This window comes from Pseudomonas sp. Root71 (assembly GCF_001429045.1).
Lineage (GTDB): Bacteria > Pseudomonadota > Gammaproteobacteria > Pseudomonadales > Pseudomonadaceae > Aquipseudomonas > Aquipseudomonas monachiensis.
Map to the genome: position 1 here is coordinate 158,856 of NZ_LMHY01000001.1, position 18,089 is coordinate 176,944.

At 58.4% G+C, this 18,089-nt stretch carries 16 protein-coding genes and 2 pseudogenes; 8 read left to right on the forward strand and 10 right to left on the reverse strand.

Features of this window, described 5'->3' with window-relative positions; translation table 11 throughout:
* Positions 1-2: 2 nt before the first annotated feature.
* Positions 3-359 carry a hypothetical protein gene (locus ASD95_RS00760; RefSeq protein ID WP_056726803.1) on the reverse strand — a complete coding sequence of 119 codons (357 nt, stop codon included), beginning with the start codon at positions 357-359 and terminating at the stop codon, positions 3-5.
* Between the two features lie 27 nt (positions 360-386).
* On the opposite strand from ASD95_RS00760, the gene ASD95_RS00765 reads away from it, so the two are divergent.
* Positions 387-1,358 carry a CobW family GTP-binding protein gene (locus ASD95_RS00765; RefSeq protein ID WP_056726804.1) on the forward strand — a complete coding sequence of 324 codons (972 nt, stop codon included), beginning with the start codon at positions 387-389 and terminating at the stop codon, positions 1,356-1,358.
* 4 nt (positions 1,359-1,362) lie between these two features.
* Here ASD95_RS00765 and ASD95_RS00770 read toward each other — a convergent pair whose 3' ends face one another.
* Positions 1,363-1,776 (reverse strand): DUF3301 domain-containing protein, encoded by a 414-nt coding sequence (locus tag ASD95_RS00770; protein ID WP_056726805.1) that lies wholly within the window; start codon positions 1,774-1,776, stop codon positions 1,363-1,365.
* 119 nt (positions 1,777-1,895) lie between these two features.
* On the opposite strand from ASD95_RS00770, the gene pdxY reads away from it, so the two are divergent.
* Positions 1,896-2,768 carry a pyridoxal kinase PdxY gene (pdxY, locus tag ASD95_RS00775; RefSeq protein WP_056726806.1) on the forward strand — a complete coding sequence of 291 codons (873 nt, stop codon included), beginning with the start codon at positions 1,896-1,898 and terminating at the stop codon, positions 2,766-2,768.
* A gap of 93 nt (positions 2,769-2,861) precedes the next feature.
* Here the strand turns inward: pdxY and ASD95_RS00780 are convergent, their stop codons facing one another.
* Entirely contained in the window at positions 2,862-3,344 is a 483-nt protein-coding gene (locus tag ASD95_RS00780) for an acyl-CoA thioesterase (protein WP_056726807.1), read from the reverse strand.
* A 286-nt stretch (positions 3,345-3,630) separates the two neighbouring features.
* On the opposite strand from ASD95_RS00780, the gene ASD95_RS00785 reads away from it, so the two are divergent.
* Positions 3,631-5,394 (forward strand): cation:proton antiporter, encoded by a 1,764-nt coding sequence (locus tag ASD95_RS00785; RefSeq protein ID WP_056726808.1) that lies wholly within the window; start codon positions 3,631-3,633, stop codon positions 5,392-5,394.
* A gap of 22 nt (positions 5,395-5,416) precedes the next feature.
* Here ASD95_RS00785 and ASD95_RS00790 read toward each other — a convergent pair whose 3' ends face one another.
* The 4 genes and pseudogenes from ASD95_RS00790 to uvrD all read right to left on the reverse strand — a co-directional run bounded on the left by ASD95_RS00790 (position 5,417) and on the right by uvrD (position 9,393).
* The gene (locus tag ASD95_RS00790; protein WP_019694340.1) at positions 5,417-5,824 is read right to left on the reverse strand and encodes an SMI1/KNR4 family protein; all 408 of its coding nucleotides are present in this window, start codon (positions 5,822-5,824) and stop codon (positions 5,417-5,419) included.
* 138 nt (positions 5,825-5,962) lie between these two features.
* Positions 5,963-6,841: a Tim44 domain-containing protein gene (locus ASD95_RS00795; protein WP_056726809.1), complete on the reverse strand. Its 879-nt coding sequence runs from the start codon at positions 6,839-6,841 to the stop codon at positions 5,963-5,965.
* Between the two features lie 209 nt (positions 6,842-7,050).
* Positions 7,051-7,188, reverse strand: a pseudogene (locus tag ASD95_RS29005) (EamA family transporter); the annotation flags it as partial.
* Between the two features lie 21 nt (positions 7,189-7,209).
* Entirely contained in the window at positions 7,210-9,393 is a 2,184-nt protein-coding gene (uvrD, locus tag ASD95_RS00800) for a DNA helicase II (RefSeq protein WP_056726810.1), read from the reverse strand.
* A gap of 256 nt (positions 9,394-9,649) precedes the next feature.
* Between uvrD and ASD95_RS00805 the strand changes: the two genes are divergently transcribed.
* Positions 9,650-12,520, forward strand: a complete 2,871-nt coding sequence (locus ASD95_RS00805; RefSeq protein ID WP_056726811.1) for an EAL domain-containing protein — start codon at positions 9,650-9,652, stop codon at positions 12,518-12,520.
* A gap of 71 nt (positions 12,521-12,591) precedes the next feature.
* Here the strand turns inward: ASD95_RS00805 and ASD95_RS00810 are convergent, their stop codons facing one another.
* Positions 12,592-12,906, reverse strand: a complete 315-nt coding sequence (locus ASD95_RS00810; protein WP_056726812.1) for a hypothetical protein — start codon at positions 12,904-12,906, stop codon at positions 12,592-12,594.
* A 200-nt stretch (positions 12,907-13,106) separates the two neighbouring features.
* Between ASD95_RS00810 and ASD95_RS00815 the strand changes: the two are divergent.
* A pseudogene (locus ASD95_RS00815) lies at positions 13,107-13,423 on the forward strand (transposase); the annotation flags it as partial.
* Positions 13,424-13,671: 248 nt separating this feature from the next.
* Here the strand turns inward: ASD95_RS00815 and ASD95_RS00820 are convergent.
* Positions 13,672-13,980, reverse strand: a complete 309-nt coding sequence (locus tag ASD95_RS00820; RefSeq protein WP_056726814.1) for a hypothetical protein — start codon at positions 13,978-13,980, stop codon at positions 13,672-13,674.
* Between the two features lie 336 nt (positions 13,981-14,316).
* Here ASD95_RS00820 and hexR point away from each other — a divergent pair, with 336 nt between their 5' ends.
* Together hexR and ASD95_RS28190 are read left to right on the forward strand one after the other, a co-directional pair.
* Positions 14,317-15,183 (forward strand): transcriptional regulator HexR, encoded by an 867-nt coding sequence (hexR, locus tag ASD95_RS00825; RefSeq protein ID WP_007954250.1) that lies wholly within the window; start codon positions 14,317-14,319, stop codon positions 15,181-15,183.
* Positions 15,184-15,359: 176 nt separating this feature from the next.
* Positions 15,360-15,569: a PA3496 family putative envelope integrity protein gene (locus ASD95_RS28190; RefSeq protein ID WP_046038865.1), complete on the forward strand. Its 210-nt coding sequence runs from the start codon at positions 15,360-15,362 to the stop codon at positions 15,567-15,569.
* On the opposite strand, the gene ASD95_RS00830 is transcribed toward ASD95_RS28190, so the two are convergent.
* The gene (locus ASD95_RS00830) at positions 15,511-16,473 is read right to left on the reverse strand and encodes a LysR family transcriptional regulator (protein WP_056726815.1); all 963 of its coding nucleotides are present in this window, start codon (positions 16,471-16,473) and stop codon (positions 15,511-15,513) included. The two genes, ASD95_RS28190 and ASD95_RS00830, sit on opposite strands and share 59 nt — an antisense overlap.
* A gap of 190 nt (positions 16,474-16,663) precedes the next feature.
* Between ASD95_RS00830 and ASD95_RS00835 the strand changes: the two genes are divergently transcribed.
* The gene (locus tag ASD95_RS00835; protein ID WP_008045577.1) at positions 16,664-18,079 is read left to right on the forward strand and encodes an acetyl-CoA carboxylase biotin carboxylase subunit; all 1,416 of its coding nucleotides are present in this window, start codon (positions 16,664-16,666) and stop codon (positions 18,077-18,079) included.
* Positions 18,080-18,089 lie beyond the last annotated feature (10 nt).

Here is an 18,089-nt window from a genome sequence, read left to right on the forward strand (position 1 = left end):
CTTCAAGGCTTGAGCCAGATGCCCTGGCTCCGGGCCTCGCAGTATGGCTGCAGATACGCCGCGTCGGTGGCAACGCCGTAATAGTGAATATCCTGTCGGTAGGGCATATTGGCGACTTGGGCGTTGCTGCAGATACCAAATGCGCCGCCGGGGCATTGATCGACGTACTGCACATCGACTTTCTGTCCCGCCAGGTTTGGTTGGCAGAAACCATCGGCGAAGAGTTTTGGCGGGATGTTGCGGTTCTGCTGGCAAACCTGGACGTCAAGCCGCTCGCCCTGGCTGTGAACCACACAAGCCTGGGCCAGCGCCTCGCCTGAAACGAGTGCCAGGAGCAACGACAAGCCGATCAACCGCATCCACCACCTCCTCAGAAATCATCAACCATGCTGCAGAATATCCCCACTCATGTCATTGCCGGCCCGTTGGGCGCCGGCAAGACCAGCCTGATCAAGCACCTGCTGGCCCAGCGCCCGGCTGGCGAGCGGTGGGCAGTATTGATCAACGAGTTTGGCCAGATCGGTCTCGACGCTGCGCTACTGACCCAGGACGCCGATGGTATCGCACTGGGGGAAGTGGCCGGGGGTTGCTTGTGTTGCGTCAACGGTGCACCGTTTCAGATTGGTCTTGGGCGCTTGTTGCGCAAGGCACAACCGGATCGGCTGTTCATAGAGCCCTCGGGACTGGGGCATCCGGCGCAGTTGCTCAGGCAATTGAACGAAGCGCCGTGGCAAGGCGTGTTGGCCGTCCAGCCTTGTGTGCTGGTGGTGGATGCCCAGGCGCTCGCCGCAGGCAAACCGCTGCCGGATGTTCAGCAGCAAGCGCTGGGCCATGCGGGACTGCTGCTGTTGAACAAGTCTGAAGGTCTCGAAGAAGACATCCGCCAGCGAATCGCCGGGCAATTGCCGCCGCTCCCCCTGTGCTGGACGCAACAGGCGGCTTTACCCTTGAGCGAGTTGCCGGGGTTGAATGCCAAAGCGCGGGCAGGTGTGGATAACTTCGTCGTGCCCAAGGGATTGGCGCAGCTGCCGGCAGTCTGGAGCGATCCCGCGTTGCCCATTTGCCTGCGTCAGGAACAGGACGGAGGCTGGAGCATCGGATGGCGTTGGCACCCAAGCCAGGTGTTTGATGCCGCTCTGGTTGGCCGGTGGCTTGAAAGCCTTGGCTGGAGGCGGGCGAAGCTGGTTATCCACAGTGCCAGCGGCTGGATCTCGGCGAACGCGGTGGATAACTCGGCGCTGGACTGGCAACCCAGTGAATGGCGGCAGGATTCGCGTATCGAGCTGATTTTCAGTGAAGCGCAGAATGCAGAACAGTTGCAGCGTGAGCTGGCTGCGTGCCGATCCGGATCGGGTTAACGGCTCAAGGCCGCCACTTGGTATGGTCCTGACGCCACTGACTCAGCTCGATCACTTCCGCGCGAGGTTTCGCCACGTCGACCACTGGTTCGGTTTCGTCGAACGGGACCGGGTAGGGCGCCAGTTCAATCTGTGCGCTGTGAGCGCCGAACTGGGTGATGGTGCCGTTGTGGCGGCTTTCGCCGGTTACGGTGAATTCGAAGTTATACACACGGGCCAGGCGTCGCCGACCACTGGCATCCTTGATGAAGGCGATTCTTTTCAAGGCCACGTTGCCGTCTAGCAATTCAATCCCGAGCTTGCCGCAATGCTGCTTGACCCGTTCCAGCGCGCGCTCGCGCAAGCCGTGGTTGTGCCATAGCCATGCGCCGGCAGTGGCGAACAGCATCAGCACGAATATATTTCCAAGGGTCAGCATCAACAGGGTGCTCCAACAAGATAGTGTCAGCTTAACTGTGTCGCTGGTCTGTCGTACAGGCTGCGTTTAGTCGCATACTGCGCGGCTAGAATTTCAATCGTTTTACGGAAATCCACCGCATGAAACGTACACCGCATTTGCTCGCTATCCAGTCCCACGTGGTATTCGGTCACGCCGGCAACAGTGCCGCGGTTTTCCCGATGCAACGGGTCGGGGTGAATGTCTGGCCGCTCAACACCGTGCAGTTCTCCAATCACACCCAGTACGGTCAGTGGGCCGGTGAAGTGCTGGCGCCACACCAGATTCCTGACCTGGTCGAAGGCATCGCGGCGATTGGCGAGCTGGGCAACTGCGATGCGGTGCTCTCCGGTTACCTCGGCAGTGCGGCCCAGGGCCGGGCGATCCTGACGGGGGTGGAGCGGATCAAGTCGATGAACCCCAAGGCGCTGTACCTGTGTGACCCGGTCATGGGGCATCCGGAGAAGGGCTGCAGTGTTCCGGCGGAAGTCAGTGATTTCCTGCTGGAAGAGGCCGCCGCCGTGGCGGACTTCATGTGCCCGAACCAATTGGAGCTAGACAGCTTCTCCGGGCGCAAGCCGCAATCGCTGTTCGATTGCCTGGCAATGGCGCGTGCATTGCTGGTGCGCGGTCCGAAAGCGGTGCTGGTCAAGCATCTGGACTACCCCGGTAAACCGGCGGAGGTCTTCGAGATGCTGCTGGTGACGGCCGAAGGCGGCTGGCATTTGCAGCGCCCGTTGCTGGCGTTCCCGCGTCAGCCGGTGGGCGTGGGCGATTTGACGTCCGGCCTGTTCCTGGCCCGTGTGCTGTTGGGCGACAGCCTGGTGGCCGCGTTCGAGTTCGCGGCGTCGGCGGTGCATGAAGTGCTGCTGGAAACCCAGGCCTGTGCCAGCTACGAGTTGGAACTGGTTCGGGCTCAGGATCGGATTGCGCATCCGCGGGTGCGGTTTGAGGCGACCTCGATCAGTTTTTAATCAGATTTGGGCAGAAAGATCGCAGCCTGCGGCAGCTCCTACAAGGGAATGTGACCTACTTGTAGGAGCTGCCGCAGGCTGCGATCTTTAGCTTTAAGCGTCGCCCTTGATCTCCTGATAACGCTTTTCCAGCTCTTGACGAATCTGGCGACGCTGCTGAGCCTGGATGAAGCGGCGCTTGCTCTCGCTGTTGTCCGGTTGCAGCGGCGGTACCGATGCAGGTTTACGCTGGTCATCCACCGCGACCATGGTGAAGAAGCAACTGTTGGTGTGGCGCACCGAGCGTTCGCGGATGTTCTCGGTCACCACTTTGATGCCCACCTCCATGGAGGTGTTGCCGGTGTAGTTGACCGAGGCGAGAAAGGTCACCAGTTCGCCGACATGGATCGGCTCGCGGAAAATGACCTGATCCACCGACAGGGTCACCACATAGCGGCCGGCATAACGGCTGGCGCAGGCGTAGGCCACTTCGTCGAGGTATTTGAGCAGGGTGCCGCCGTGGACATTGCCAGAGAAGTTGGCCATGTCGGGGGTCATCAATACCGTCATCGACAGCTGGGCGTTTCCGGGTTCCATAGCATTCTCACGGGTCAAGGCCAGGTTTGAGGGATGCACCTCTGCGGGTGCCTCAGTGGTTTTTTCAAACCAACAGTTATCGGGACGCCGGGTGCAGGGTCGCCGTCACGCCGGATCGATCTGTTTCCATATATTGCACCGCCTTTCTGCCAGAAGTCGCGGTGTTACCCTGCAAAAAGCCCTGTCTCAAGGGCATTTCCTACGTGCAATTCCGATTTTTGTTCTGCTCGATCAGATATTTCCTGCGTCCGGGGATCGAGCAATGCCACCCAGGGAGTCTCACGCCATGCATGCCATCAGTTTCATTCAGGATCTGGCAGTGATCATGTTGATCGCAGGTGTGGTCACCGTGGTCTTCCATCGCCTGAAACAACCGGTGGTGCTGGGATACATCGTTGCCGGGTTCATCATTGGCCCGCATACCCCGCCGTTCGGCCTGATCCATGACGAAGAAACCATCAAGACCCTTGCCGAACTCGGGGTGATATTCCTGATGTTCTGTCTGGGCCTGGAGTTCAGCCTGCGCAAGTTGTTCAAGGTCGGTGCCACGGCATTCATCGCGGCATTCCTGGAAATCGTGCTGATGATCTGGATCGGCTACGAGATCGGTCGCTGGTTCGACTGGAACACCATGGACTCACTGTTCCTCGGCGCGATCCTGGCGATTTCCTCGACCACCATCATCGTCAAGGCGCTCAATGATCTGAAGCTGAAGAACGAGCGGTTTGCCCAGTTGATATTCGGAGTGCTGATCGTCGAAGACATCCTGGGCATCGGCATCATCGCGCTGCTGTCCAGCATCGCGGTCAGCGGCACGGTCAGCTCCGGTGAAGTGTTTTCCACGGTCGGCAAGCTGTCGCTGTTCATGATCGTCGCGTTGGTCATCGGCATCCTGATGGTGCCGCGGTTGCTGGCCTACGTCGCCAGATTCGACAGCAACGAAATGCTGCTGATCACGGTACTGGGCCTGTGTTTTGGCTTCTGCCTGCTGGTAGTCAAGCTTGAATACAGCATGGTCCTCGGGGCATTCCTGATCGGCGCGATCATGGCGGAATCCCGGCAACTGCTGAAAATTGAACGACTGATTGAACCGGTCCGCGATCTTTTCAGTGCGATTTTCTTCGTGGCCATCGGGCTGATGCTCGATCCGGCGATCCTGCTTCAGTACGCCTGGCCAATCGCCGTAATCACCATAGCCGTGGTGCTTGGCAAGATGCTGTCCTGCGGCCTCGGTGCATTTATCGCCGGTAATGACGGACGCACTTCGCTGCGGGTCGGGATGGGTCTTTCTCAGATTGGCGAATTCTCTTTCATCATCGCGGCACTGGGCATGACGTTGCAGGTCACCAGTAACTTTCTGTACCCCGTGGCTGTGGCAGTTTCGGTGATCACGACCCTGCTGACGCCCTATCTGATCCGCGCGGCGGATCCATTGTCGATCAAGCTTGCCAGCGTCATGCCAGAGCGCCTGGGACGGGTGTTGGGGATGTATGGCGAATGGCTGCGCAGCATCCAGCCTCAGGGTGAGGGCGCGTTACTGGCATCCATGATTCGCAGGATTTTGCTGCAGGTGGGAGTCAATCTGGCGCTCGTGATCGCAATCTTCTTTTCGGGCGCGTACTTCGCCGAACGCATGTCGGCTTACCTGCAAGGCTGGATCAGTGATCCGAGCTGGCAAAAGGCGTTGATCTGGGGTGGGGCGCTGCTGTTATCGCTGCCTTTTTTGATTGCGGCGTACCGCAAGCTAAAGGCACTGTCGATGTTGCTGGCGGAAATGGGCGTGAAGCCGGAGATGGCCGGGCGCCATACGCAGCGAGTGCGCCGGGTATTCGCCGAAGTGATCCCGATCCTGTCGCTGCTGGTGATCTTTTTGCTGTTGGCAGCCTTGTCGGCCAGTATTCTGCCGACCAACAAGTTGCTGGTACTGATCGCCGTAGTCGCGGCCGCCGTGGCGGCGCTACTGTGGCGCTGGTTCATTCGTGTGCATACGCGGATGCAGGTGGCGTTGCTGGAAACCCTCGACAATCACAAGGAGTCGTCCGGGCATTGACCACCCAGCGGCGTTGACTGGATCAGCTTTCCAGCCAGACGTCCCGCGCCCAGTGCCATACCGATTCCCAGGTTTCTTCGGCGAGCAGCTCTTCTTCGGCCAACCACAGCACCACGGTGCCGTCTTCTTCGACCAGGTAGTAATTGTCACCGTCCTGGCAGATCGGAATCATGCTGCGATCGACCCCGGCGTCCCAGGCGTTGGCGGCAACGTCGGGCAGGTAAGTGTGGGATTGCGGGTCAGTCACGGTGACCGGTTCCAGGCTGCCGTATACCACGTCGCTGACGGTCAGCAGAAACTCTCTGAAGACGAACGGAATGTCGATGAACAGTTGTTCTTCGATTTCGACCAGCAGGTCTTCGTCGGGCAATTCCAAGGGGACCGGTACCGGTTCGTTGGCTTCACGCAGTTGTTCGATGATTTCTTCCACGTCCGGGATCCTCTTGCTTGTATGGCGCGGTTTATATGGGGCGGTTTATACAGTAGCTTGCTATAGATGCAACCGCGAAATAGAAAACCCCGGCCGAGGCCGGGGTTTTGTTTACTGCAAGTGAAGCGCTGGAGGGAGTCAGCCGTTCTGGCGGATACCAGCTACCAGCCAAGGCTGGTTTTCGCCTTGTGCACGTTCCATGTTCCAGCTTTCGCTGAAGACTTCGCCCTGGTCGAAACGCGAGGTTTTCGACACGCCAGTGAAAGTCAGGGTGGCAATGGTCTTGTCGGCGCGATCGTCCACGCCGTCCAGTTGTACATTGAGGTTATCGATGTAGGTGGACTGGAAACCGTCGCCCAGGTCAGCACGCTCACGCTTGAGGAACTCCAGCATTTGCGGGGTCACGAACTCGGCGATCTTGTCCATTTCGTTGGCGTCCCAGTGCTGTTGCAGGGACTGGAAGTGATTGCGCGCCGCTTCGACGAAGTTTGTTTCGTTGAACCAGGCTGGCGCGTTGATCACCGGGCGAGCGGCAACAGGTGCTGCCGAGCCACCGAAGATCGAACCACCGGCAGGCTTTTGTTCGAACGCCTCACGTTGCATCGGCGCGTGGCCGGCCGGGGCGTACTGCTCCTGCTGCTTGCGACGACGGGCGGCGATAAAGCGGAAGACCAGGAACGCAATGACGGCCATGATCAGGATGTCGAAGATCTGCATGCCCTGGAAGCCGTCACCCATGAACATGGATGCCAGCAGGCCACCGGCCGCGATACCGGCGAGCGGGCCGAGCCAGCGCGAAGCGCCACCAGCCTTGGCGGCAGCGCCAGCGGCACCGGCAGCACCAGCGGTCGCCGCAGCGCCGCCCATGCCTGGAGAAGAAGGAGCCATCTGGCTGGTCTGGTGAGTCGGCGCAGCGCCTGCGCTTTTGCCACCACCGAAGCGCTTGGCGGCATTGACGTCGAGACTCATCGTCAGGCCGATGCACAACGCCATGGCGATGCTAAGAAAACGTTTCATAAAGGGAATTCCCATTTGTGGAAGGCACGCGCGCCATGTTGCACAGGTGAAGTGTTACTGGCTAGCGGCAGAGTGTTTCGGGCTTTTGCCTGACAGGTCGTGTTCAGCTCCAGTCAGTGCAATAAGGCCTTTTGACTTTGATCTGTCAGATGAGTGGACAGGGCTTGTAGGACGCTTGCCTGGCGTCGCAGGGAAACCAGTGACACCGATGCGGGGAAATAGCAGATCCACGATGCACCGGTGGCAAGGCCCGACAACAGCAGGAACAGATAGCTCTGCGTAGAGATCGATCCCAATGATTGATATTGGCCCGTGGCGTACAAAATCAAGGCCAGGCTCGCTTCCACAGATAAACTGTCAGTGTGACCTTAAATAGCTTCCAGCTTGGCGTAACCCAGCATCAGCCACTTGCTGCCTTCGCTGAAGTTCACCTGCACCCGGGCCTGGGCCCCGGCGCCTTCGAAGTTGAGGATCACGCCATCGCCAAACACCGAGTGGCGTACGGTCTGGCCCAGGCTGAAGCCGGTCTGCGGAATCTCGCTGCCGCTGAACAGGTTGCTGCCACTCATCGACTGGTTGCCACCAAACGGGCGGCTGACGCTGTTGGACAGCCGCACCTCCTGAATCAGGCCTTTCGGAACTTCGCGTACGAAACGCGACACCTTGTTGTAGGTCTCGCTGCCATAGAGGCGTCGGGTCTCGGCATAGGTCATCACCAGGTTCTGCATGGCCCGGGTGATGCCTACGTAGGCCAGACGACGTTCTTCCTCAAGGCGGCCGGGTTCTTCCAGGCTCATCTTGTGCGGGAACAGGCCTTCTTCCATGCCCACCAGGAACACGTAAGGGAATTCCAGGCCTTTGGCGCTGTGCAGAGTCATCAACTGGATGCTGTCTTCGTGCTCGTCGGCCTGGGTGTCGCCGGCCTCCAGCGATGCGTGACCGAGGAACGCTGCCAATGGCGTCAGCTCTTCGTCTTCCTCGCTGTTTTCGAAATTGCGTGCGGCGCTGACCAGTTCCTCAAGGTTTTCTACCCGGGCCTGGCCTTTCTCGCCTTTTTCCGCTTCGTGATAGGCGATCAGCCCCGACTGCTCGATGACGGTCTGGGTCATCAGGTGCAGTGGCATTTCCATGCACTTGGCGGCGAGGTTCTCGATCAGCTCGATAAACGCGCCAAGGGCGCCGGCCGCACGACCGGTCAGGCCTTTGTTGGCCACCAGTTGGCGCATCGCTTCCCACATCGACACATCGCTGTGGCGCGCATGGTCGCGGATCGCTTCGACGGTTTTTTCTCCGATGCCACGGGCCGGCACGTTGATCACCCGTTCCAGCGCGGCGTCGTTGCCACGACCTTCAAGCAAGCGCAGGTAGGCCATGGCGTTCTTGATTTCGGCGCGTTCGAAGAAGCGCTGGCCGCCATAGATACGGTAGGGAATGCGCTCGCGCAGCAAGGCTTCTTCCAGAACCCGCGATTGGGCGTTGGAGCGGTACAAAATCGCGATATCGCTACGAGACAAGCCGGTTTTCAGCGCGCTTTCTATAGTTTCGACAACGTAGCGTGCTTCGTCGTGTTCGTTGAAGGCTGCGTACAGGTTGATCGCTTCGCCTTCGCCGCCGTCTGTCCACAGCTCTTTGCCCAGGCGTCCGGTGTTATTGGCGATCAAGGCGTTGGCAGCTTTCAGGATGCCGGCGGTGGAGCGATAGTTTTGCTCCAGGCGAATGGTTTCGGCGTCCGGGAAGTCTTCGGAATACTGGTAGATGTTCTCGATTTTCGCGCCGCGCCAGCCGTAGATCGACTGGTCATCGTCGCCTACGACCATCAGGCTGTCGCCACCCTTGGCCAGCAGGCGCAACCAGGCGTATTGCACGGCGTTGGTGTCCTGGAACTCGTCCACCAGGATGTGCCGGAAGCGCTTTTGATAGTGAGCGAGCAGGCCTGGGTGATCACGCCACAGATCGAGGGCGCGCAGCAGCAATTCGGAGAAGTCGATGACACCCGCACGCAGGCAGGCGGCCTCGTAGGCTTCATAGATGCCGCGCATGGTCGCCAGGAACAGGTCACCGCTGGCCTGGATGTGTTGAGGGCGCAGGCCTTCGTCTTTCTGACCGTTGATGAACCATTGGGCCTGACGGGCCGGCCAGCGCTGTTCGTCCAGGCCGAGTTCGCGGATCACCCGCTTGACCAGTCGTTGCTGATCATCGCTGTCGAGAATCTGGAAGGTCTGGCTCAAGCCCGCTTCCTGCCAGTGCGCCCGCAGAAGGCGGTGCGCCAGGCCGTGGAAGGTGCCGACCCACATACCGGCCGGGTTAATACCCATCAGTTGCTCGATGCGCTGGCGCATCTCGGCAGCGGCCTTGTTGGTGAAGGTCACCGACAGGATGGAGTGGGGCGAGGCGTTTTCGACCTGGATCAACCAGGCGATACGGTGCACCAGCACTCGGGTTTTACCGGAACCAGCACCGGCCAGGACCAACTGACGACCCACGGGGGCCGCTACGGCCTGACGTTGGGCATCGTTGAGGGAGTTCAGCAGAAGGGAGAGATCATCGCGCATCGGGGCATTCTAGGGGGCCGCGACACACCGGGCAAACCCAGCTTTGCTTTAACCGATGAAAGTTATGCGAAGGACGACTGGTCAGTCATCGGCTGCAGGCGTTGGCGGGGCGTGCCTTGAGCATTTTCAGCGGCATCGGCAGCCGAAAAATTTGGCGATTTATTGATCAGCAGCAGTTTGGTCCGGGCAATTGCTTGTGTATGCTCCGAGCAGTTTCGGGCACATGCTCATCATTATAAGAACAAGAACATCGCCTATGACCCTCAGCTTCGACCTGTCGGGCCCCACTGTGGAGCCTCGGGTGATCCGTAAACAGTACGCCATGGAAATGGCGGTCGAACGCACGCGCCTGTTGTATCAAGGTTCGCTGCTGCCCACGTTGTTCATGCTGATCAATGGCCTGGTCTGCGCCGGTTTGCTCTGGAGCCCGCAGCGCTATTTTCTGGTCAGTGTCTGGCTGGTGTGGTTGTTGTCGTTGGTGGCATTGCGGGTGATTCAGGTCGCAGCCTTCGACTCGGCCATTCCCAACCGTCAGGCCCATCCCATTTGGCGACGGATGTTTTTGCTGGGCTCCGGTCTCACCGGTCTGACGCTGGCAGGTGCCGGCATTGCCCTGGTTCCTGCCGATAACTTCATTCAGCAAGCCTGGGTCTTCGGCCTCATCGGTGCCGCGGCGCTCTCGGCCAGCGTGGCTTATGCGGTCAGCTTGCCGGCCTTTCTGTCATTCACCTTGCCCTGCCTGTTGCCGGCCATCGCCTATATGTTTTGGGGCGCTGACGAACAGCAGCAAGGTTGGGGCTGGTTCGGGCTGATCCTGCTCGGTGCGTTGAGCGTGGTTGCCTGGCAGGTGAATCGATTGATCGATCGGGGCTTGATGCGACGCTTTCAGAATCAGGCACTGATCGAGCATCTGCAGCAGGCGCAAAGCTGCAGTGATCAGCTCAATCAGAAGCTGGCCACTCAGATAGAGCAGCGCCGACGTGCCGAGGACGAGTTGCGAGAGATCCAGGTCGACCTGGAAAACCGAGTCGCTCAACGCAGCCTGGAACTGGACGCCGCCAACCAGGCGCTGAGCAAGAGTGAGGCGCGTCTGGCGCTGGCGTTGAAAGCCAGCGAATTGGGGTTGTGGGACTGGAATCTGCAAACCGACGAAGTCCATCACACACAGATTCAGGAATTGTTCGGCCTGGAGCCGGAACAGGTCACGGCGATACTGCGTCACCTCAAGCCGCGCCTTCACCCTGAGGATCTTCCTGGGCTGAAAAGGGCGCTGGTCGAGCATTTGAAGGGCCGCACCGAGGACTATCAAATCGAGTATCGCGTGCGGCATGGCGATGGCCACTGGGTCTGGATCGAGGACCGCGGGCGGGCAGTCGAGCGTGCCGACAACGGCCGGGTGATTCGCATGGTCGGCACTCGTCGCGATATCAGCGCCAGCAAAGGCCTGGAAGAGCAGCGGCAACTGGCGGCAACCGTATTCGAGGCGGCCAGCGAAGGGATCGTGATTTTCGATCCGAACTACGTCCTGATCGCGATCAATCAAGCCTTCAGTCAGGTGACCGGCTATGACATCGACGACATGATCGGGCGCAACGTCGTTGAGTTGCCATGCAGTCGCGATGCTCGTCGGCATTACGCTGCAATACATCAGGCACTGGAGCAGCAAGGGAGCTGGCAAGGCGAATTGGTGGAAACCCGCAAGAACGGCGAGATGTATCCGCAATGGCTGCAACTGAATGCTGTACGCGATACCCGGGGAAATGTAAGCCATATTGTGGGTTTCTTCGCCGATCTCTCGGCTCGCCGAGAATCCGAAGAGCGCATGCGCTATCTGACCCATTACGACGAACTTACCGGTCTGGCCAACCGCGCGATGTTTCGCGAGCGACTCAGCGAGGCTCATCAACGAGTGCGACAGGGCGGTTACCGCAGCCTGGCGTTGCTGCACATCAATCTCGACCGGTTCAAGCAACTCAATGACAGCCTGGGGCATGAAGTCGCCGACCAGTTGTTGCAGAAAATGGCCCGGCGACTGGTGAATGCATTGCCTGAAGCAGACACCATCGCACGCCTTTCCGGTGATGAGTTTGCCGTGCTGTTCAATTCCTACGGTAACCTTTCGAGCCTGGCCCGGGTGGCGACTCGTCTGGCGAACAAATTGCGTTTGCCGGTGACCATTGACGGGCATGAGCTGGTGGTCAGCGCATCGATGGGCATCAGCCTGCTGCCGGACAGCGCGCGGGAAATATCGGCATTGGTCAGTCAGTCGAACATGGCGATGCAGCACGCCAAACATCTGGGTGGCGATAATTTTCAGTTTTACACCGACAGCTTGCAAGCCAGCACGCTGGAGCGTTTACAGTTGGAAAACCATCTGCGCAAAGCCATCGAAGACAAACAACTGAAGGTGTTTTACCAGCCGAAACTGTGCCTGGCCACTGGCCGATTGAATGCCGCCGAAGCCTTGGTGCGTTGGGATCATCCGACCATGGGACGCGTGCCGCCGGGGGATTTCATCGGCCTGGCTGAAGAAACCGGATTGATCGGCCCGATCGGTGAGTTCGTGCTGCGTCAGGCCTGCTGGCAAGCCTGTGAGTGGCAACGGCAGGGGCTGGACGCGATACGGGTGTCGGTCAATCTGTCGGTGCATCAATTGCGCCAGGGCAAGCTGGTCAGCCTGGTGCGGCAGGTGCTGGAAGAGACCGGGCTGGCGCCGCAACTGCTGGAGCTGGAACTCACCGAAAGCCAGTTGCTGGACAGCGTCGAGCACATCATCGCAACCTTCCAGCAATTGCGTGATCTCGGAGTGAAACTGGCCATTGACGATTTTGGCACCGGTTACTCCTCCCTGAGCTATCTCAAGCGAATCCCGGTGGACTACGTGAAGATTGATCAGGCGTTTATCCGTGGCTTGGGGGAGGGCAGTGAAGACGCGGCGATTACCCGGGCAATCATTGCCATGGCTCACGGCCTGAAGCTGAAGGTCGTGGCGGAGGGGGTGGAGCGGGAAGAACAGCTTGAGTTCCTGAAAGCCGAGCGCTGCGATGAAGTACAGGGCTATTTGATCAGCCGTCCAGTTGAGGCCGAGACGTTGGCGGGTTTACTGCACACGCAAGCCGCAAGCTGAGACGGTGGCGTCCCGTCTATCAGGCAGACGAGGCTGCGGGACGCCTGAATTGCCGGAAGCAGTTTATGCTTTTAGCTAGTAAACGTTATTTTATCAATATGGTGCAGCAACTTGCCTTCGTAGAAGATACTAACGCTGGTGAACTTGAAATCGGAGTTGTAATTCCCCCATGCGAAATATCTAACACGCTTATCGGTTTCAACCTGCAGTGACGTTTCATTGGAACTTTCCAATTTAAGCTCCAGGCGCGGTTCGCAGGCGTTGGCCATTTCCAGCTTCGGAGTGATGCCAGAGTGGGCAACGGTTACGGTGCCCTCGACGTTGATCCAAGTGCCGGGAGGCATGCCGTCAATATGTGCGGACCAGTCTTTGGTTTTAATGGTCATGATAGGTAGCTCCTTTAAATGATTTTTTTGCTTCCTGCGGAATTAATATATCCAGCCGTGGTTTGTCACGCTTGAGTTAAGTTGGTTGGATTTGTAAGGCGGTGTGTGCAGCTATTGAATTGGTTCGGCTGCAGTGATCCGCCGACGAAACCACGATCTTCAACTTCTGTCGCCTGCTGGAAAAGCACTAGTTGGTGGCTTATACCGGCGTGGAGAAACGCCCCGAGCATGAAGGTCGCCAGGTCATCTGGAAAATTGCCGCCCGGCGTAGCACCTACCAAAAACTGCGCAAGCGCAGCGTCCTGTACAAAGCCAGGCGCAAGATCGAAAAAGCCGAGGCGCAGGTAAGGGTGAAGGTCGAGCACCTGTTCCGGGTGATCAAGCGCCAGTTCGGTTATGTGAAGACAGGCTTTCGTGGCTGGCCAAGAACACCGCACAGCGGGTGACGCTGTTTGCACTGTCGAATCTGTGGATGGCCCGCCGATATTTACTGAGCCATGCAGTAGAGGTGCGCCTTAGTGTGGGGAATAGCCGCCGCGAGGTGCTCGCGACGGCTAAAAAACAGGGGGGCGTGAGTGATCTCAGCGTTTTTTGGATCGATGCGTCACTTTCAAAATCGGCGGTGACCGAAGTCAGCCAGAAACACATCGCTACGTCAGACCATCCCCAAGAGAGTAGCGCACCGAATGAATTGTTATCGCAATCCCCACTCCCGTTATTAGTTGCTAGGCGGGAGGCCCGGTATTGCGTAAGAATGACAAGTTATTAGTCAGTTATTATTACTTTGTCAATGTGGTGCAATAATTCTCCGTTATAAAAAATTCCAACGCTGGTTACGGCGTGGATTCCAGGTATTTTGTATTCTACAACTCTGTCTGTTAAGACTGGCAAAATGCCTTTTTGATCCTCAAGGATCAGTTCCAGAGGCAGGAAGGGAGTGTCTTGTACCTGGCTTGGCACAAGCTTTGGCATAATGCCTGAGTCAGTAACAGTTACGGTACCAGACACTCGAAAATAAGTGGCGCCAGGCATGCGGTTAATTTGTGCTGTCCAGTTTTTTGTTTGAATGCTCATTGTATTCAGTTCCTTTTGATTAGGTTGTTTTGCTCCTGCGAAATTAATGTAGCAAGGTTGAATATGTTAATGGTGGTGTTTGTTGGTGGACTATGTAAATTTGTATGTTTGATTTTATTGTTATATGAACTTCCAGTGGCTGGAGCAGAAGCTGTCTTTTTCTCGTGGGCCTGATCGATCACTGGCTTGCATCTGTCGACGAGGGCTACATGAGGTGCCCGCGCGTGAAATCGAGGGATTCGGTAACGCATTGAGCAGGCAAAAAGCCGATTCATGTAGTATAACTACAAGCGTGCTACATCCCCGGCACCTGCCAATAACAAAGAGTCCAGCCCTTTGAATCTGCTGCAACACATCGCCCAGTCTCGCCACCTGTTACGCAAGTCGGAGCTCAAGGTCGCCGACCACGTGCTGCTCGATCCTGCGGCCGTGATGCACAGCTCCATGGCCGACCTGGCCCACAGCGTGGGCATCAGCGAACCGACCATCGTGCGTTTTTGCCGTGCCATCGGTTGTTCCGGCTTTCAGGACCTGAAGCTGAAGCTGGCCCAGAGTCTGGCGGCAGGTGCGAGTTTCGGCCAGTTTGCGATCCATGAGGATGACTCGGTCGCCGACTACAGCCTGAAAATCTTCGACACCACCCTGCATACGCTGATGGAGGTTCGCGAGAAGCTCGATCCGCTGGAGTTGCAGCGGGCGGTGACGCTGATGTCCCAGGCCCAGCGTGTGGAGTTCTACGGCTTTGGCGCCTCGGGTGCGGTCGCCGCGGACGCCCAGCACAAGTTCTTCCGCCTGCTGCTCACTGCTGCGGCGTATTCCGATCCGCACATGCAGGCGATGTCGGCCGTGACGCTCAAGCCAACCGACGTGGCGATCTGCATTTCCCAGTCCGGGCGCTCCAAGGACCTGCTGATCACCGCCAACCTGGTGCGCGAAAGCGGTGCCTCGTTGATCACCTTGTGCCCGAGCCAGACGCCGTTGGCTGAACTGTCTACGGTCAATCTGGCGATCGATGTGCATGAAGACACTGAAATCTATACGCCGCTGACTTCGCGTATCGCCCACCTGGTGGTGATCGACGTGCTGGCGATGGGCGTGGCCATGGCGCGTGGCCCGAGCCTGGTCAACCACCTCAAGAGCGTCAAGCGCAGCCTGCGCAGCTTGCGGCTGTCGCCCAAGTCGGTGAAGGCGTTGGACGACTAAGATCAAGGGATCGCAGCCTTCGGCAGCTCCTACAGGTATTCGCGTTCCTGCGTAGGAGCTGCCGAAGGCTGCGATCTTTGCTTCTGAATGTTCATCTCCCTGTAACACCCAAGCCGCCAAACCGTCATCCCCCGCGCCTATCTTGAAACTCCCGTACTCGCCTTGGGAGACTCGAAATGGCCATGCCCTACGAAGAACGCAACAGCGCTGTCAAAACCCGTCGTCAGCAAGAAGATCAGCGCCGCATGGAATTCCGTCGCGCCATTGAAGATCGCTGCGAACGCCGTCAGCTTCTGGCCGAAATAGGCGATTTCCCGGAGTTGGAACTCAATTTCTGGCAGGCATCTCCCTCGGCGTCCCGTCGAAACGCTCAACCAGCGCGCTGATCTGAATCCGTTCGCTGCGGATAAACGCCAGGAAGGCGTGAGCCACCGGTGACAGGCGTTTCGCCTTGGCCTGCACCAGGCACCAACTGCGAAACAGTGGCAGCTCTTCGACCGGTAGCTCGATCAGCCCACCGGTTGCCAGCTCGAGGCTCAGGGCGTGGCGCGTCAACAGCGCAACGCCCAGGCCTGCCAGCACACATTCACGCTGAGCTTCGGCAGACGAGACATCCTGGGTCTGGTTGAAGTGCACGCGCTTCTCTTTGAAGTATTCTTCGCACGCCAGCCGCGTCCCGGAGCCTGGCTCACGCAGCAGCAGTGTGTAGGGCTCGAGATCCTGCAGGCGCAGTGGTCCCATATGGCAAAGTGGATGATCCGGTGGCGCCACGGCGACGATCGGGTTGTTCAGGAACGGCAGGAATTCCAGGCCCATGTCCTGGGGCACCATGGACATGATCACCAGGTCGTCGCGGTTGTCCGACAGGCGCCGAATGACCTGGCCACGGTTGACCACCGTCAGTTGCAGGTTCACTTCCGGGTGTTGGCGTTTGAATGCGGCAAACAGATGCGGCACGAAGTATTTGGCGCTGGACTCAATCGCCAGTTTCAGTTGCCCCTGCAACGAGCCCTGCATGTCCGACAACTGCATGTCGAGGTTTTCCAGGCGCCCGAAAATATCCCGGCTGGCCCGCTGTAACGCTTCAGCCGCTTCGGTCATGTAGAGTTTTTTGCCGACGTAATCGAACAAAGGCTGACCAATCAGCTCTTCAAGTTGACGAATCTGCAGGCTGACGGCAGGTTGTGTGAGCGACATTTCCTCGGCCGCGCGGCTGTAGGAGCGCAAATCACAGACCTCGTTGAAGATCTGCAATTGACGCAAAGTCATACGCATCAATGACTTACGCATTATATGGTCGCTCTCGTCGCTGGCTGGTGAATCAACTATAAGTCTTTACTTATGCGTGACCCAATAATTATTCATTTTTGTTAATCCCTTGTGGGCGCTAGTGTGGACCTGCGACCAAATTGAAACATTTGGTCACTCGTCGACCTGGTCTAGCAGGTCGTGGGTACCACCGGCTCAAGGGAAACTCCAAGTGATAACAAAGATCCTGATCGCCAACCGTGGTGAGATTGCCGTACGAATCGTACGTGCCTGCGCCGAAATGGGCATTCGCTCGGTCGCGATCTACTCCGATGCCGACCGTCATGCCTTGCATGTGAAGCGTGCGGACGAGGCCCACAGTATTGGTGCCGAACCGCTGGCCGGTTACCTGAACCCGCGCAAGCTGGTGAACCTGGCGGTGGAAACCGGTTGCGATGCACTGCACCCCGGTTATGGCTTCCTTTCGGAAAACGCCGAACTGGCGGAGATCTGCGCCGAACGCGGAATCAAATTCATTGGCCCATCGGCTGAAGTGATTCGCCGCATGGGCGACAAGACCGAAGCTCGCCGCAGCATGATCAAGGCCGGCGTACCGGTGACCCCGGGCACCGAAGGCAACGTGTCGGGAATTGAAGAAGCCCTGACCGAAGGCGATCGCATTGGTTACCCGGTGATGCTCAAGGCCACTTCCGGTGGTGGCGGCCGCGGCATTCGTCGCTGCAACAGCCGCGAAGAACTCGAACAGGCTTTCCCGCGTGTCATTTCCGAAGCCACCAAGGCGTTCGGTTCGGCGGAAGTGTTCCTGGAAAAATGCATCGTTAATCCGAAGCATATCGAAGCACAGATTCTTGGCGACAGCTTTGGCAACGTGGTGCACCTGTTCGAGCGTGACTGCTCGATCCAGCGCCGCAACCAGAAGCTGATCGAAATCGCCCCGAGCCCGCAACTGACCCCGGAACAGCGCGCCTACATCGGTGACCTGTCGGTGCGCGCAGCCAAGGCCGTGGGATACGAGAACGCCGGTACCGTGGAGTTCCTGCTCGCCGAGGGCGAGGTGTACTTCATGGAGATGAACACCCGGGTGCAGGTGGAACACACCATCACCGAAGAAATCACTGGTATCGACATTGTCCGTGAGCAGATTCGCATTGCCTCCGGCCTGCCGCTTTCGGTGAAGCAGGAAGACATCCACCACCGTGGTTTCGCCCTGCAATTCCGGATCAACGCCGAAGACCCGAAGAACAACTTCCTGCCGAGCTTCGGCAAGATCACCCGTTACTACGCGCCCGGCGGTCCTGGCGTGCGTACCGACACGGCGATCTACACCGGTTACACCATCCCGCCGTACTACGACTCCATGTGCCTGAAACTGGTGGTGTGGGCGCTGACCTGGGAAGAGGCGATGGACCGTGGCTTGCGCGCCCTGGACGACATGCGTCTGCAAGGGGTCAAGACCACCGCCGCGTACTACCAGGAAATCCTGCGTAACCCGGAATTCCGTAGCGGCCAGTTCAACACCAGCTTCGTTGAAAGCCACCCTGAACTGACCAACTACTCGATCAAGCGCAAACCCGAAGAGCTGGCCCTGGCCATCGCCGCCGCCATCGCCGCCCACGCAGGCCTGTGAGGAATAGAAC